Genomic DNA, 16,364 nt, shown 5'->3' with positions numbered 1-16,364 from the left:
CTGTCACAAGATTGTCAGTCTCTAAAAAAATAAAATATGATATTGAAACTTAGTCTCAATTAATAAGGATTGGTTTATGAAGAAAGAAGAAAATTGGAAAGAAAAACTCACTCCCTTACAATACCAAGTCACTAGGGAAAAAGGCACCGAACGCCCGTTTACCGGTGAATATTATGAACATAAGGAACAAGGTACTTATCTTTGTGTTTGTTGCGGTGAAGCTTTGTTTTCTTCGAACGCAAAATATGATTCTGGTAGTGGTTGGCCTAGTTACTACGAGCCGGTTCGCAGGGAAGCAGTGGGAACGGAGTCAGACCAAAGCCATGGTATGGTAAGAACCGAGATTCATTGCCAGAACTGCGGAGCCCATCTTGGACATGTTTTTCCCGATGGACCAAGGCCAACTGGTTTACGTTATTGCGTTAACTCCGCTTCCCTAAAATTTCAAAAAGAATGAACTAAGGTAGAGTTTGTCTTATTTGTTTTGAGGTTAAGGATTTTCCTTAGAAAGTGGGTTACTTTTGAAAGCGAGTTACTAAAGAAAGTCGGTTACTTTTGAAAATGAATTACTAAAGAAAGTCGTTTGCTTTTGATACCCACTTTCTTTGGTAAGTCACTTACTCTTTTAACCAGGATACTTCGACACAGCCGTCAGGTTTTCTATTGTCGGGCATGGCGGCTCGGTCGAACGCAACAGCCCCTAGATTCACACCGATACGGAGAGCAATTCGTTTTGCTAAGTGAGAGTATTGGTTGGCTTCGCATCGATTCCCTAACCGGGATTCCAATTTTGAAATCTGCAAGAGTAGGCCTGCGTTCCCTTCGGACTCTTTCATACCGATCGCATGTTTTAATTGAATGGCTTTTTTTAGGTCTTCCCTTGCAGAGAGTAGGTCGTTACTTTCCATTTTGACAATCGCTCTTTCTTCCAAACTCAGGATGACTGATGGAATACGGGAAAGCCTCGTGCTGCGAAGGATGTCATCTGCGGATTCATCCAGGAGGGGATTTGCATACAAACCAAAAGAAATGATGAATAGTATAGCAATTTGGTATTTGATCATACAATTGGTGCCTCACTGACTCCCTTCTGTCTATTGAGTGCATAATTTGTGCCAATTGGAATAAATACTCATAGACGATATCGATACTGAGTTTCCAATGAAACTGACTCTGGCCGAGCGATCGCCTTTTTCCTGCCTTCCGGGAGGAAAGGGGAGGAAAGTCCGGACACTAGGGGACAATCGGACCGAGTAACACTTGGGCTTTTGGGTTCTAGAAATGGAAAACAAGGGACGGAAAGTGCAACAGAAAGTAAACCGCCTATTTTGGTAGGTAAGGGTGAAATGGTGGGGTAAGAGCCCACCGCTCTATTTGTAAGGATAGAGGCGGGTAAACCCTCCGATGTGCAATCTCAAGTAATCAACCGTTATGAGCATGTCCCGCCAGGTTGTGGGTAGAGAGCATCAGATAAATGGTCGCATAGAACAGAATCCGGCTTATGGGCCAGAGTCACTTTTTTTCAAAATGGATTGTATTACTTCTTCTTCGTTAGGTGGATAAAATACACATACTAAACTTCTAATTTTCAAAATGGTTTCTGCAAGTATTGTTCTTGTTTCTGTTTGGTTCCAATTTTCGAAACCGATGAGGATCCCGCAGGTTTCTTCCATTCCAACAAATTCTTTTGAAGAGTAATGGCGCATACCATTCTCATTCAGAAATTGTTTTAATCCGGCCTGCATAATGTATTCTTCCGATTTGTAGATGACAACGATTTCATCGTTTTCTACTTCTAAAACTTTTTTTGCATATCCAAAGCACCATCTAATTTGGTCTGAGACATCCTCATCATTTTTTATAAATTGGATATCCGAAAGATGGTTTTGGATCGGTGATTCAGAAAAATCATTGAGTAGAGCATTAGCGAAGTTGACAATTTCTGGTGAATTCCTGATATTTCGTTTGATATCCCATACATGAACAGGAAGGGAGTTCCAATAATCTAACATTGGCGAAGCCATATACTTAAATTGGCGAGATATAAAAATGATCCAGTTTTTATGCTCCCAAAAATATTTTGATAAAAATAGTAAAACTTCCTTTTCTGGTTTTTGATCTAACACATCTTCTATACCATCTGCGATCAAAAGATCAATATTGTTGTGATTGATTTCGTTTATATTGGTAATTAGTTCAATATTGTTTTGTTCTGGAATATTGGCTAACTCATCTTTCCAAATTTCATATAGTGCTTTTGCGCCTTGCCATAATAAAACTTTTTTTCCAGCTCGTGCATTTTGTAATGCCAACTCTCCTGCAAGAATTGATTTTCCTGAACCAGTACTACCAAAAACTATATTATGAGAATAGTTGTTGATTCCTTCAACAAGTTGAAACTGTTCTTTGGTGAAAAATAGTAAATTTTCTTCTTCTCTTTCCTTTTGAGATCGAAAAGTCTGAAAGAAGTTTAGATTTTTTTTAATAATCTCGTGAGCTTTTACTAAAACAGATTCCGGTAATGGTTCTCTGTTGTATCGAAAGAAGATAGATTCTAAAATAGAATTTAAATCAATGTCATCCTCTACTTCTTTTCCTCCAAATACATACAAGTGCATATCATTCGGCAAATGAAATTCTTTCCTTTCATTTTTTAAAAAGAATATAGCACTATCATAATAATCTACTGGAAATAAATCAGTGAGTTGGTTATGGTTTTTAAAAAATTCACGAATTAGGTCTCTTTGTGTTTGGACTTGTTCGATTGGATTTGAATAAGATTTTCCTTCAACAGGTTTCCAATCTCTCTCTCTTACGTTATAAAATTCCCATTCACCTTTTTTTTGTCTCCACTTCCCGTTTTTGAGTTCAATCGTAATCACACCATAGGGTGAGACTACAAGGAAGTCAATTTCCCTCATTGGGATGTCGGGAGTGATGAGGGTAAGCGAATAATAAATATTACAATTTAGGCGGATTTCTTTGGAAAAGCGGTTATAAAAATGGGATTCTAGCGAAATATCTTTCGCTTTTCCGTGAAACTGTTTGGGATAGATCATTTTTTAGTTCTGTAAACTGACTGCCAGTGTTTCCATTGGTGATATGAAACTGATACCACCAACCTTATTTTTCTGCCTATTGTTTTGTGCCTGCGCCGGTGGAAATATTAAAATAAAGATTAAACCTGATCGCTCCGGTGATTTGGTATTGTATCAGAAAAAAATCACAAAAACAACTTCAGGACTGCCTTTCGGAACGGGACTTGTTTCTACAGGGGAACTTGAGATACGTATCAAAGAAAGGGCCTATCGTTTTAAAGATTATACACATATCCTTCCACCAGGATTTCGATTGATTGAGTTTACGGAAGATCAAACCCATGAAATCCAACTTGTTGTTGATACTAGTAAAACATCTGCGCTTTTGTCAGCCCTTGAGATCAATAGAGATGAAATTAATTCTATTTTAAACGAAGCTAAATTACGAGATGACTTACTTCGTTTCAATACGCTGGTGGAATTTATACAAATCGAAATTCAGTTCCCTTTCTCAATTAAAAAAGTAAAATTTTCGGAACCAAGAACTCCTGGTGAATGGACGGCAAGGCTTGATAGCAATGAAAAGATGATTGTGAATATACCCTTACATTCAGTTTGGTCTAACGAACACCCACTTACAACCATTCAGATCTATCCCGAATCTAACTAGGAATTGTGGAAGTATTTCGAGTTTAAATTTTGAATGATTTCTTTTAAGGCAAGTCTTCTTTCCTGATGGTCAGGAAGGATCTCCTTTAGATTCCTTCTCATTTCAAAAAGTGTTTCCATTAGTTCATGATCTTCTTCTGGAAGAATTTCTTCAAAGAGTTTCCGGAGTGTAGAGGATACACCTGCAAATTTACCGTCGGTAGAAATTGCAAATTGGACAGGGCCAACAGATACAGTTGATGAAGAATAAAAATCACAATTTTTTGGATCGTCGACTGAGTTTACCCAAATTCCTTTTTCTTTTGCCAAGGTCCTAAATTTTTGATTGGTTTCTGGATCGTTTGTTCCTAAAAAAATAATATCTCTATGGCATAAATCTTCTTCTCTAACTGGCCGTTCTTCTATTTTGATTTCGGGGTATTTTGTTAAAAAGGTTTTTACTTCATCACTAATCTCAATGGAAATGACTTGAATTTTGGCACCTGTATACTCAAGGCCATTAAGTTTTTCAAGACAGGCATTGCCACCTCCAACGATCAGGATGTTTTTGTTTTCTAAATTTAAAAAGATTGGATATTTTTTAAATATCATTCTGTAAATAGATTCTGAAGTGTAAGGTTGTTTAATTTTTCTTTACGATCGAGTAACGGTCGCATCGCTTCACCTACATAAAGAATTCCTGGCCCACTGGATTGTTTTATGATTCCGTTTAACGCAGTTTCTGCGAGAGTCGATGTTGTATAAATTGGATTTCCTCTTCCTACATTCTCGGCAAGGACAATCGGGGTCATTCCAACGATTCCTTTTTGGATCAACCGTTCCGCTAATTCTTTTGTTTTTTTACTTCCCATGAGAATGGCAATGGTTCCTAAAAAATTTTCCATACCCATCCAACTGCGCTCATCTTCTAAAATGGTGTGACCATCCAAAATGATGATTTGTCTAGAGACACCACGAACGGTGAGTGACACACCTAATTCAGCGACACCCGTTGTCACTGAACTGACCCCCGGGATCACCTCAAAAGGAATTTCCGCTTCTTCTAAACTTCGTATTTCCTCTGCTAGTCGACCAAAAATAGAGGCATCCCCCCCTTTTAACCGAACCACTTGTTTGCCGTCTTTAGCGAATTCGACAAGGAGAGAGTTGATTTCGGTTTGGGTGCGGGTATGTTCATTGGCTCTTTTTCCGACATAAAGGATTTGGGCATCCACGGGAAATAAGTCTAAGAATTCGGGATCGAGAAGTGCATCGTAGAGAATGACATCGGCGGATTCAATTCGGTTACGGCCACGGAGGGTCAAAAGGTCAATAGGGCCCGGGCCACCGCTCACAAAACTAACAAATCCATGTTCTGTCTTATTGGAGGACATATCTGCTATATCTTGCGATATTGCTGGAAATAGTCAAGTGATTGGCTAATTATTTCTACAAAATCTCCATTTTTTTGGTTTACTTGGGGTGTATCTCTGGGGAAAGATTCAATTTATCAGACTTTTTGGATGTTTTACTGGAATCCAAATCAAAAATAGGTTTTTATGCTATCCGATGAGAAACGCAATCGATTTTTACAGTTACTGAAGGAATCTACAAAAGATGAATGGGTGTGGATGTCTGGGTATTTGTCTGCCCTTACGCAGGCAAGTATTGGCGGGAGTGTCGATGTATCTCTCACTCCCCCTGTAAGCATTGATTCAGGTGGGGACCCTTTACATGGAAATTTAAAAGCCCAGCCGATTCAATGCAGTGTGGTTTATGGTACAGAAACAGGGAACTCTAAGAAATTAGGAACAGAACTTGTAAAAAAATTAAAGGAACTTGGTGTCTCTGCTAAGTTAAAAAGCACAGATACTTATAAAGCCAAAGACCTAAAAGAAGAAGAATATTTATTTGTCGTTGTCTCCACTCATGGAGATGGAGAACCGCCACAAGCAGCAAAACCTTTCATTCAAATTTTAGCAGATACTAAAGAATCCTTATCTAAGGTAAAGTTCGCAGTGCTTGGATTAGGTGATACAAGTTATCCACTTTTTTGCCAAACAGGTGAAGATGTTGATTCTATGTTGGCGAAGTTAGGTGCGGAACGCATCCAACCATTAGGTAAATGTGATGTAGATTTTGATTTGGTAGCAAAACCCTGGATGAGTGAACTCATTGCAAAACTCAATGCTCATTCCAAAACTGCCACTACACAAAGTCCAAAACAATCACAAAGCCAGGTCGCAAAGCCAACATCAGGTGGAAAGGTTGTGTATGAAGGTTCTGTTGTTACTAATATTGTTTTAAATGATATTGGTGCTAGTAAATCGACAAGACATATTGAAATTAAAACCACTGTACCGATTGACTATCTTCCCGGAGACAGTGCTGGATTTCTTGCCTACAATCGTGATGATGAAGTAAATCGTATCCTATCTTTATTAAAAACAGATAGGGAAACTCGTGTTACTTACAAAGGGGAAACATGGATGGCTTACGATTTATTTCGTAAAAAAGTATCCGTTCGTTTTTTGCCCGACAGAGTGATTCAAAAATATGCAGGACTGATCGGAAAAGAAATCCCTTCCGGTAAATTGGATTTGGATGTTTTACTAACTCTAAATCCCTCTGAAAAAAAACTAGAACTCCAAGCTTTAGTAGATATATTGGAACCGATTGTTCCCAGATATTATTCGATAGCTTCCAGTCCATCGGCCCATGGAGAAGATGAAGTCCACCTCACTGTCGCAGAAGTCGAAATTGAAACCTTTACTGGAATCAAAACAGGCTTTTGTTCTGGTTATTTGTCAGAATTAAAAGAAGGGGATGTGGTTCCTTTTTTTATCCAAAGAAATAATTCCTTCCGTTTACCGAGTCCAGATACAGATATTATTATGATTGGTCCAGGAACAGGGATTGCTCCATTTCGAAGTTTTTTATTTGAAAGAGAACAAAATTCCGGGAATGGAAAAAATTGGTTAATTTTTGGAGAAAGAAATTTTGTCTCCGATTTTTATTACCAAACAGAACTTTTGGAACTTATGGATACCGGCGTATTACATAAGTTAAATACTGCTTTTTCTCGTGATACAAAACAAAAGGTTTATGTGCAGGATCGGATGGGTGAAAATGCATCTGAACTTTTGAAGTGGATTGAAAATGGTGCAGTGATTTATCTTTGTGGGTCAAAAGACCCGATGAGTAAGGATGTCGATCGTAAACTCATTGAAATTTTATCAGAAAGAACTTTTGATACAGGAAAAGATGCTTCTGATTACTTAAAAGAATTAGAAGAAGCTGGTCGCTACATTAAGGACGTTTACTGAGGGAATTATGGCAGAACAAAAAAAAGAAACATTAGCAGAAAAAGTAAAACGTCTTAGTCGGGGCTTAAGAGGAACTCTTGCTTTGAGTTTGAAAGATGAACATACAGGGTCTTTACGTTCTGATGACCAACTCTTACTTAAGTTTCATGGAATGTACCAACAAGATGACAGGGATCGTAGAGAAGAACGTGCTGCTAAAAAATTAGAACGTTTGTATTCCTTTATGATTCGTCTCCGAATCCCAGGTGGAATGATTGGGCCAGTACACTGGGAAGCATTACATAATGTGGCCGGCGAAAATTCCACAGGAACGATCAAAATCACCACTCGCCAAACTGTCCAACTACATGGTATTTTGAAATCAAAAATCAAACCTACGATCAAAGCTTTTGATTCAGTTTTTTTGGATTCGATTGCCGCTTGTGGAGATGTGAATCGCAATGTAACTTGTACATCAAATCCTGCCACAAGTCCCTTACACAAAGAAGTGTTCGGATATGCAGGTGAAATCAGCAGATCTTTATTACCTAAAACAAGAGCCTATTATGAGATTTGGCTAGATGAAAATCTTTTAGCTGAAAAAGAAGAACCTGAAGATCCATTATATAAAGACGTATACCTTCCTCGTAAGTTTAAAATTGCAATTGCGATTCCACCATACAACGATGTAGATCTTTTCACAAATGATATCGGCCTCATCGCTATCATTGAAAATGGACAACTAATCGGTTTCAATGTGGCTGTTGGTGGGGGCCTTGGAACCACTCATGGAAATCCAGATACATACCCACGTGTTGGAACAGTATTTGGATTTATTCCAAAAAAAGATATTTTAAAAGTTGTTTATGAAATCGTAACCGTTCAAAGAGATTTTGGAAATAGGGAAGATCGAAAACTTTCCCGTTTAAAATACACTTTGGATCGATTAGGTGTTGAGTTCTACAAACGTGAAGTCGAAAAACGGGTGGGGATTAGTTTTGAACCTGCAAAAGATTATCAGTTCACACAAAGGTCAGATGATTTTGGTTGGAAACAGGATGTGGCAGGTAACTGGCATTATACTGTATTTGTGGAAAATGGTAGAGTTTGTGATGAACACGGATATAATTTAAAAACAGCGCTTCTGGAAGTTTCCAAAACCAGACGCGCAACTTTCCGCTTTACTTGTAATCAAAACCTTATCCTTTCCGATATTTTCCCAAAGGATAAGGATCTCATTGAGTCCATCCTTGTAAAGTTTGGTGTTCACCGAAAGACAAGTGAAATATCGCCTATTCGCAAAAACTCCATTGCTTGTGTGGCATTAAACACTTGTTCGCTTGCTTTGGCGGAAGGACAAAGATACCTTCCGAGTCTCATTGATAAAATTGAACCCATTCTTACAAAACATGGGCTGGCAGAGGAACCTGTTTCCATCCGTATGACTGGTTGTCCGAATGGATGCGCAAGGCCGTATATTTCGGAAATTGGTCTTGTGGGAACCTCGTATGGAAAATACAATTTACACTTAGGTGCAGATGCCGAAGGATATCGACTCAATCGTAAGTATAAAGAAGATTTGGATGAGACGGCAATTCTATCTGAACTAGATGGACTCTTTGGAAGGTTCTCGAAAGAGAGAAATTCCAAAGAATCTTTTGGAGATTATATCAATCGAATTGGAATCTTAAATTAAGGTTCCAATCCTTTCGAACTCTTGTTCCAATAAGTAGCAACCGCGGCACCGGCGATCAGGTGCCAAATTCCCCACCAAGCACAAATCATTGCCATTCCACCGAGGCCATCAAAGAAACTAAAAACAATGGCAAGACCAAGACTTGAGTTTTGAATTCCGGTTTCTATTGCTACTGTCTTTCTATCACTGAGAGGTAACCGGAAGATTTTGGCAAAATAGTATCCAAGAGAAAGTCCAGCAAGATTCATCACGAAGACCAGACCAAAGAGAAGGTGAATGTATTCTTTAAAAAATTTCCAGTTAGTTGCAAGAGCACCCACGATAAAGAAAGCGAGTAGTAAAATGGAAATCCTTTGCACTGCTCGTTTCACTGTATGAGTTAATTTGGGAAATAGTTTTTGAAAAAGAATTCCGAGTATCAGTGGGACAACCAGGAGCACGGTGATGGAAATCAAAATCTCATAGGGGCTTACTGAGATCGACTTTAAGTATTCTCTTGTGACGGGAAGTAAATTTCCCCAAAAGAAAAATCCAATAGGAGTCAGAATAAAAGCAAATGCAGAAGAAAACGTTGTCAGACTCACAGAGAGTGCTAAGTTTCCTTTTGCCAAATGTGTGAAAAAGTTAGACATATTCCCACCTGGACAGGCTGCCACTAGTACCATTCCTAGAGCAAGACCAGGGTGTGGGTTCACCACCCAAATGATAAGCAGGGTGGCTATTGGTAACAATATGTATTGGCTAAATAATCCAACAAACGCTGGTTTGGGGTAGCGTAAAAGTAGTTTAAAGTCTTGGAGTTTTAATTCCAAGGCAATTCCAAACATAATAAAACCAACTAGTGCATTGATTAAATAGACCGAGTCTTTGTTAAAGTTGAGACGAACTGAATTGATATCCATTTAATCAGACCATCCTACAAGAATTCGTCTCGGCCCAGTGAAGGGAAGTCTTCCGTGAGAAACTGACAAATTGTCAATGATGAGTACATCTCCCGTTTGCCAAGGAATGGCCACTAAATGTTTCCAAAATACATCTGATATAGATTTCATTTCTTTTGCCGAAATTTCATCTCCATTTCCATAAGTCACGTGAACATCGTGTGATTCTGATCCAGAAATTCTTTTGATGGTTGTTAGAAGAGTGAGCAGGAGTGCTACACTGAGAGAACGAATTGTTTTTTGTTTTTTGAAAATTTTCCAAACTTCACTAACAGCTGCTTGGTAATGAAAGGTTTGGGAATGGTTATGCCATGCAATGGTTTTGGCTTGCGGATGAATTCTAAATCCTGATTGTTCATTGGTAATGGTTAAGGAATCTTTTCCAAACCAATCTAGATGAAATCTATTTTGATTTGATATTTTTTCTACTTCTTCTAAGTTTGTAGTACCAAACATTTCATCCCAACGTTTTGTTTTCCATAAAGAGAACCTTGCTTTTTTGGATGGACCATCATATCGCCTTCGATAGCGAATCCCATGTTTCTCAATTTTTTCTTTGATTTCTGGATTAATGTCTTTATAAATTTCCCGAAGATCGGTGAGAGGAGTTTCACCGCCAGTTTCTGAAGCTTTTTCTGCATAAAAAAATAAAAGTTTAGGTGGGTTATCTAAGAAACTCATCTCCGCATGTTGCATGATGGGGTAGTGGGGAGGGAGTTCACTTGCAGTAAACACATGTTTGACGACTTGGTCTCTTGGAGAAGTTCCTAAATAAAACTCACCAAGTTTTTTTTCCTCAGTTGCGAAGAGGATGGATTGGAAGTCGGTTGCCTCATGAACCGGAAAACCACGAAAGAGAATCGCCCCATAGGTCTCTAAATCCTCTCTCCATTCTTTCTGGTTTTTCTGAATCCACTTCGTAAGGCTCAGTATATCCTTTTCTTCAGAGGGCTCGTAGACAAGGGGGAGTTTGGTCTCTCCGATGAAAGATTTGCGGATCCATTGTGATCGGGTAGCGGTGGTCTGAGTCATAATACTGCCAGTTTAGCGAAACCGGCAGTATTAAATCAAGAAAAAATCTGCTATATTGAACTAAATTTCTACAATAACATTCCAGCAGCTACGGTTTGGTTGGTACCTTCATCTACTAAAACGAAGCTCCCCGTTCCGCGGATTTTAGAATAAGGGTCATAGGCTACGGGTTTTGCTGTTCGGATGCTCACTTTTCCGATTTCATTTAAGGCCAGGCTCTCCTGTACTTTCTTCTCATGGGTGCTTGTTTCCACCCGATATTCCAAGGACCGAATGGAAGCTTTGACTGCATTCGTTGTTTGGCGCAGTAAATACTTCGAACCAGGTGTCATTGCCTTTTGGTCCATCCAACAGATATGGGCTTCCAAATCTTGGGAAGTGGTAGGCTCACTGCCACTGACAACTAACATATCCCCACGACTCACATCAATTTCATCTTCCAATCGAATCACAACAGACATCGGTGCGAAAGCTGTCTGGACTGAACCAGCATAAGTATCGATAGCTTTGATTTTTGATTTTAGTCCACTTGGTAAAACGGTAATGGAATCACCAACAGTGAAGTGACCACTTCTGATTTGACCCGCATAACCTCTGTAATCATGGTATTCAGCTGTTTGTGGACGGATCACATTTTGAACAGGAAATCTTGGAGCAGGTGATTCTTCTTCTGTGTGAATTTCAATTCCTTCTAAAAATCCAAGAAGTGAGTTCCCTTTCCACCAAGGCATAGAAGTTGATAGGTCTACCACATTGTCACCATTGAGAGCGGAAATGGGAAGGAAGTGGATGGATTTTAAATCCAGATCTTTTGCAAAGTCTAAATATTGTTTTTGAATGTTTAAAAACACTTCTTCTGAAAAATCAACTAAGTCCATTTTATTGACACAAACAACTACATAAGGAATCCGAAGGAGAGAAACAATATAGGAATGGCGGTAAGTTTGTTCGATGACTCCTTTTCTGGCATCAATGAGAATGATTGCAAGATCAGAGTTAGAAGCACCAGTCACCATGTTTCTCGTGTATTGAACATGACCAGGTGCATCGGCGATGATAAACTTTCTTTTTGGAGTCGAAAAATATTTGTAAGCAACGTCGATGGTAATCCCTTGTTCTCTTTCTGCTTTTAATCCATCAGTGAGAAGGGCTAGGTTGATTTGGCCATTCACTTGTCCTGCTTTTTCAATGGCTTCTAATTGGTCTTGGAAAATCGATTTACTATCGTATAACAATCGTCCGATGAGGGTTGATTTTCCATCATCCACGCTTCCTGCCGTAATAAAACGTAAAATATCCATTAAAAGTATCCGCCTTTTTTTCTATCTTCCATTGCCGCTTCGGAACGTTTGTCGTCCAATCGAGAGCCTCTTTCTGTCGTTCGTGAAACTTGAATTTCACGAATGATATCATCGATTGTATTGGCTTCTGATTCTACAGCCGCTGTACAAGTCATATCACCTACAGTTCGAAATCGAACGGTTCTTGTTTCTACTTTGTCGGTATTGTCTAAAGTGATGAACTTCGATACCGGAAATACTAGGTCTTCTCGCCATACAATTTCTCTCCTGTGTGAAAAATATAAGGAAGGGAGTTCAATGTTTTCTTTTCGAATGTATTCCCAAACATCAAGTTCTGTCCAGTTGCTAATAGGGAAAACACGAACGTTTTCCCCGACATGGATTTTCCCATTATAGATATTCCAAAGTTCAGGGCGTTGGAGTTTCGGGTCCCAAGATCCAAACTCATCTCTTACAGAAAAAATTCTTTCTTTGGCACGTGCTTTTTCTTCATCCCGACGAGCCCCACCAATACATGCATCAAACTTAAACTCAGCAATGGTATCGAGAAGTGTCACTGCTTGGATGGCATTACGACTAGGGAACTTTCCTTTTTCTTCGACGGCCTTTCCTTGGTCTATCGAATCTTGCACAAAACGAACAATGAGTTTTTCTCCGGTTCGTTCAGCTAGGTCGTCCCTAAATTTTAGCGCCTCATCAAAGTTATGTCCTGTGTCGATGTGAACCAGAGGAAATGGAAATTTTCCAGGCCGAAAGGCTTTTAATGCTAAATGCACTAAACAAATCGAATCCTTTCCACCTGAAAACAGAAGGGCAGGTCTTTCAAATTGTGCTGCTACTTCTCGTAAAATATAAATGGCTTCCGATTCTAGTTGGTCTAGATGGGAAAGTCGATGTAAATCGGTCATATTGGTATTATCCTTTTTTCGGTGTGAGTTTGCCGTCTACCCAGTGTAAGCCGCACTCTTTCTTCGATTCTTGTTCCCACCACCATCGGCCTGCTCGAAAGTCTTCTCCTGGTTCAATGGCACGGGTGCAAGGTGCACAGCCAATACTTGGAAAACCGCGATCGTGTAATAGGTTGTATGGTACGTTGTGTTCTCTGATATACTTCCAAGTATCTTCAAAAGACCATAAAAGTAGCGGTTGGTATTTGATTAAATTTCTTTGAGGATCTGATTCGAAAATTGACATTTCGGTTCGAAATCCAGATTGGTCTTTTCTAAGACCTGTCACCCAAACTTCTTTGTCTTTTAAAATGGCATCAAGAGGAACGAGTTTCCGAATCCGACAACATTCTTTTCTTAAATCTAAAGAATCATAAAATGCATTGGGACCATTCTGTTCGACGAAGTTTTTGATTTCTTTCTCGTTTGGATAAAACGCTTCAATTTTTGCCCCATAACGAATGTTTGTTTTTTGCCAAACATCATAGGTTTCTTGGAAGAGACGCCCTGTGTCCAAAGTAGCAATCCGAATTTCGATTTGGTTTGTTAGGATGGCATGAGTGATGGCTTGGTCTTCCAGTCCGAAACTTGTGGTGAAGACCACTTTTCCGGGAAAATCCAAACTGAGTTGTCGTAAGCCCTGTTCCAACGAGAGGGAGTGATAGGTTTCTGTCAAAACTTCCAAATTTCCCATTTTTTCCAATCCTAGCATCCAATGTTTTGTATATTGGACGATTTGTAAACTATATTAGCGGAAAATATTAGATAGAGAAGTCTTCTACGTAAACTTTTGCTTTTTTAATCCTCAAATAGACGGTCTCACCAGGCAAAAGGTTCAAAAGACGGTAGGTTTCCTGTTCCAATACGGACTCGATGAGGGTTCCAGTGTCCACTCGTTTCAGTTCTACCCGGACATTCCTTCCGGTGGAATGGATGTATTGGATTTCTGCTGCAATCCCTTGGTCAGACTCTCTGACAATTTCCACATCATAAGGGCGAACATAGGCCACAGCCACCGATTCTTTTACATCTTGGTGTTCTGTGCTATCGAGGGCTAAATTCCCAATTTTTGTTGTTCCTTCCTCGATTCGTCCATGAAAGAGATTTACATCTCCTAAGAAATGAAAAACAAAAGGAGACTTTGGTTTGTTGTACACTTCGTCCGGGCTTCCTACTTGTTCTAATTGACCCTGATTGAGGATGACAATTCGATCACTGACTTCCAATGCTTCTTCTTGGTCATGTGTGACAAAAACACTTGTGATGTGGATTTCATCATGGAGACGGCGTAACCAATTGCGTAGTTCTTTTCTGACTTTTGCATCTAAGGCACCAAAGGGTTCATCCAGTAACAAAAATTTTGGTTCGATGGCAAGAGCCCTTGCCAGTGCCACTCTTTGGCGTTGGCCCCCAGACAATTCATGCGGGTAACGATTGTGAAATTTTTCTAATTGGATAAGGGTGAGGAGTTTCGAAACTTTTTCGCCAATTTCTTTTTTAGAAGGTCTTAGGTGTTTTGGTCTCACTTCCAAACCGAAAGCAATATTTTCTGCGATGGTCATATGACGAAATAGGGCATAGTGTTGGAAAACAAATCCCACTTCGCCATTTTGAATTTTGGATGTAGAAAGGTTTTCCCCTACAAACTCCACCTTCCCAGACGATGGTTCTTCGAGACCGGCGATGATGCGAAGTAAGGTGGTTTTTCCAGATCCAGACGGACCAAGAAGGGCCACAAGTTCCCCATCAGGAATGGAGAGGTTGACATCTTTTAGAGCGGTGAACGACCCAAAGGTTTTATTGACATTACTGATTTCAATCGGCATTTTTTTGACTCGCGGTTCGTTTTTCCAAAATCAATTTAAAGATGAGAGTAAGCAGAGAGAGAAACACCAGTAAGGTGGCACATGAAAAAGCACCCACAGAATCAAATTCATTGTATAACATTTCAATGTGAAGGGGAAGAGTAGTTGTTTTTCCACGGATATGTCCACTAAGAACAGAGACCGCTCCAAACTCACCCATAGCCCTTGCGTTACAAAGAATAATCCCGTATAACAATCCCCATTTGATATTAGGAAGGATGACACGCCTGAGAAGTTGGAGGAAACTCGCTCCAAGTAACAACCCAGCTTCCTCTTCTTCTCTCCCTTGGCTTTGCATAAGCGGAACTAATTCCCGGGCCACGAAAGGAAAGGTAATGAATACTGTCGCAAGGATAAGGCCCGGTGTATTAAATACGATTTTGATTCCATGTGTTGAAAGAAAATCTCCAAAGTAACCTTGTCTTCCGAATAACAATAAAAAGATGAGACCAGAAACGACAGGTGAAACAGCAAAGGGAGAATCAATGATGGTGACTAAAATATTTTTGCCAGGAAAATTGAATCTTGTGATCGTAAATGCCGCGGTCACACCAAAGATTGTATTTAAAATCACGGAAACTACAGAGACTTTGATGGTAAGTCCAATAGCATAAAGAGCATACTCGCCCGTAATGGATTCGATGTACTTTGTATATCCTTCCGAGAATGCTTCCGAAAAGACCGTATAAATGGGCAAAATCAGAATGATTCCAGCGAAGAAATAGGCCAAAATCACAAGAAAAATAGGGAAAATCTTATTTTTCATGATAATTTTTTAGAGGCCCTTTCTTGGAGTAAATTAATCAAAAACATAAAGACAAAGGATGTCAGTAACATCACAAGAGCAATGGCCGTTGCCTTTTCGTATTCGTACTGTTCTAGTTTGGTGACAATGAGGAGGGGAAGGATTTCTGTTTTTCCAGGAATGTTTCCGGAGATAAAAACAACCGATCCATATTCACCAATACTCCTAGCAAAAGCCATTCCGGTTCCTGCAAGCAGCGAAGGCCAAAGTTCAGGCAGTAAAACTTTATAAAAGGTTTGGAAGGGGGAGGCACCAAGACAACGTGCACTCTCTTCCAGTTCTTTGGGCAACTCTTCGATGACAGGTTGTACGGTTCTTACCACAAAAGGAAATCCAATAAAGACTAAAGCAATGACAATCCCAATGGGAGTATAGGCAATTTTGATTCCCCACTGGTCAAAAAAAGATCCAATGATTCCATTTTGTGAATAAATGGTAGTGAGAGCAATCCCTGCAACTGCGGTGGGTAAGGTAAATGGCAAATCGATCAGTGTATCTAGTAATTTTTTAAATGGAAAGCGGTAACGAACAAGTACCCAAGCAAAAAGAAAGCCCACAAAGAGATTGATGATAGCAGAAATGATTCCTACACTAAAACTTAGATAAAGTGCCGAGCGAATTCTTTCGTCAGAAAATACTTCCAAGATCCCGGAGACTCCAATCCCAAGGGAATGGAAAAAGAGTCCGAGAAGAGGGATGACAACAACCGCAGACGAATAAAAAACTGTCAGTCCTAAACTGATTCCTAAATGTGTTTTTTTATACGGCCGCGTTTCTATCAGCATA

General features: G+C 39.6%; 15 protein-coding genes, 1 other RNA gene and 1 pseudogene. 5 read left to right on the top strand and 12 right to left on the bottom strand.

Going from position 1 to position 16,364, the window contains the following annotated elements:
- Window positions 1-76: 76 nt before the first annotated feature.
- Entirely contained in the window at window positions 77-457 is a 381-nt protein-coding gene (gene msrB / locus CLV96_RS05190; RefSeq protein ID WP_004788485.1) for a peptide-methionine (R)-S-oxide reductase MsrB, read from the top strand.
- 160 nt (window positions 458-617) lie between these two features.
- Here the strand turns inward: msrB and CLV96_RS05185 are convergent, their stop codons facing one another.
- The gene (locus tag CLV96_RS05185; protein WP_004788591.1) at window positions 618-1,064 is read right to left on the bottom strand and encodes an LEPBI_I1174 family sigma 54-regulated protein; all 447 of its coding nucleotides are present in this window, start codon (window positions 1,062-1,064) and stop codon (window positions 618-620) included.
- Window positions 1,065-1,169: 105 nt separating this feature from the next.
- Between CLV96_RS05185 and rnpB the strand changes: the two genes are divergently transcribed.
- Window positions 1,170-1,518: RNase P RNA component class A (gene rnpB, locus CLV96_RS05180), an RNA gene on the top strand.
- 1,199 nt (window positions 1,519-2,717) lie between these two features.
- Here the strand turns inward: rnpB and CLV96_RS20145 are convergent.
- Window positions 2,718-3,059: pseudogene (locus CLV96_RS20145) on the bottom strand (nuclease-related domain-containing protein); the annotation flags it as partial.
- Between the two features lie 43 nt (window positions 3,060-3,102).
- Here CLV96_RS20145 and CLV96_RS05170 point away from each other — a divergent pair.
- The gene (locus tag CLV96_RS05170) at window positions 3,103-3,708 is read left to right on the top strand and encodes an LBF_1134 family protein (RefSeq protein WP_004788361.1); all 606 of its coding nucleotides are present in this window, start codon (window positions 3,103-3,105) and stop codon (window positions 3,706-3,708) included.
- Here the strand turns inward: CLV96_RS05170 and CLV96_RS05165 are convergent.
- Both CLV96_RS05165 and cobA read right to left on the bottom strand, forming a co-directional pair.
- A complete protein-coding gene (locus CLV96_RS05165) occupies window positions 3,705-4,298 on the bottom strand; it encodes a precorrin-2 dehydrogenase/sirohydrochlorin ferrochelatase family protein (RefSeq protein ID WP_004788656.1) in 594 nt (197 codons plus the stop codon). The two genes, CLV96_RS05170 and CLV96_RS05165, sit on opposite strands and share 4 nt — an antisense overlap.
- Window positions 4,295-5,080, bottom strand: coding sequence for a uroporphyrinogen-III C-methyltransferase (gene cobA, locus CLV96_RS05160; protein WP_004788443.1), 786 nt, complete (start codon window positions 5,078-5,080; stop codon window positions 4,295-4,297). The genes CLV96_RS05165 and cobA overlap by 4 nt, the downstream gene beginning before the upstream one ends.
- A gap of 165 nt (window positions 5,081-5,245) precedes the next feature.
- On the opposite strand from cobA, the gene CLV96_RS05155 reads away from it, so the two are divergent.
- Both CLV96_RS05155 and CLV96_RS05150 read left to right on the top strand, forming a co-directional pair.
- A complete protein-coding gene (locus CLV96_RS05155; protein ID WP_004788558.1) occupies window positions 5,246-7,012 on the top strand; it encodes a diflavin oxidoreductase in 1,767 nt (588 codons plus the stop codon).
- A 7-nt stretch (window positions 7,013-7,019) separates the two neighbouring features.
- The gene (locus CLV96_RS05150) at window positions 7,020-8,687 is read left to right on the top strand and encodes an NADPH-dependent assimilatory sulfite reductase hemoprotein subunit (protein WP_004788669.1); all 1,668 of its coding nucleotides are present in this window, start codon (window positions 7,020-7,022) and stop codon (window positions 8,685-8,687) included.
- On the opposite strand, the gene CLV96_RS05145 is transcribed toward CLV96_RS05150, so the two are convergent.
- The 8 genes from CLV96_RS05145 to cysT all read right to left on the bottom strand — a co-directional run bounded on the left by CLV96_RS05145 (window position 8,684) and on the right by cysT (window position 16,363).
- A complete protein-coding gene (locus CLV96_RS05145) occupies window positions 8,684-9,589 on the bottom strand; it encodes a bile acid:sodium symporter family protein (RefSeq protein ID WP_004788881.1) in 906 nt (301 codons plus the stop codon). The two genes, CLV96_RS05150 and CLV96_RS05145, sit on opposite strands and share 4 nt — an antisense overlap.
- Entirely contained in the window at window positions 9,590-10,660 is a 1,071-nt protein-coding gene (locus CLV96_RS05140; protein WP_004789243.1) for a TauD/TfdA family dioxygenase, read from the bottom strand.
- A 68-nt stretch (window positions 10,661-10,728) separates the two neighbouring features.
- Window positions 10,729-11,961: a sulfate adenylyltransferase subunit 1 gene (locus CLV96_RS05135; RefSeq protein ID WP_004789059.1), complete on the bottom strand. Its 1,233-nt coding sequence runs from the start codon at window positions 11,959-11,961 to the stop codon at window positions 10,729-10,731.
- On the bottom strand, window positions 11,961-12,869 hold the full coding sequence (gene cysD, locus CLV96_RS05130) for a sulfate adenylyltransferase subunit CysD (protein ID WP_004788435.1): 909 nt from the start codon (window positions 12,867-12,869) through the stop codon (window positions 11,961-11,963). The genes CLV96_RS05135 and cysD overlap by 1 nt, the downstream gene beginning before the upstream one ends.
- Before the next feature lie 7 nt (window positions 12,870-12,876).
- The gene (locus tag CLV96_RS05125; RefSeq protein WP_040917712.1) at window positions 12,877-13,602 is read right to left on the bottom strand and encodes a phosphoadenylyl-sulfate reductase; all 726 of its coding nucleotides are present in this window, start codon (window positions 13,600-13,602) and stop codon (window positions 12,877-12,879) included.
- Window positions 13,603-13,669: 67 nt separating this feature from the next.
- Entirely contained in the window at window positions 13,670-14,734 is a 1,065-nt protein-coding gene (locus tag CLV96_RS05120) for a sulfate/molybdate ABC transporter ATP-binding protein (RefSeq protein WP_004788856.1), read from the bottom strand.
- A complete protein-coding gene (cysW, locus tag CLV96_RS05115; protein ID WP_004788731.1) occupies window positions 14,724-15,539 on the bottom strand; it encodes a sulfate ABC transporter permease subunit CysW in 816 nt (271 codons plus the stop codon). The genes CLV96_RS05120 and cysW overlap by 11 nt, the downstream gene beginning before the upstream one ends.
- The gene (gene cysT, locus CLV96_RS05110; RefSeq protein WP_004789168.1) at window positions 15,536-16,363 is read right to left on the bottom strand and encodes a sulfate ABC transporter permease subunit CysT; all 828 of its coding nucleotides are present in this window, start codon (window positions 16,361-16,363) and stop codon (window positions 15,536-15,538) included. Before cysT ends, cysW begins: the two co-directional genes overlap by 4 nt.
- Between the last annotated feature and the right edge of the window lies 1 nt (window position 16,364).

This window comes from Leptospira meyeri, from assembly GCF_004368965.1.
Taxonomy (GTDB): Bacteria; Spirochaetota; Leptospiria; order Leptospirales; family Leptospiraceae; genus Leptospira_A; species Leptospira_A meyeri.
This window is presented reverse-complemented; position numbering and strand designations above follow the sequence as displayed.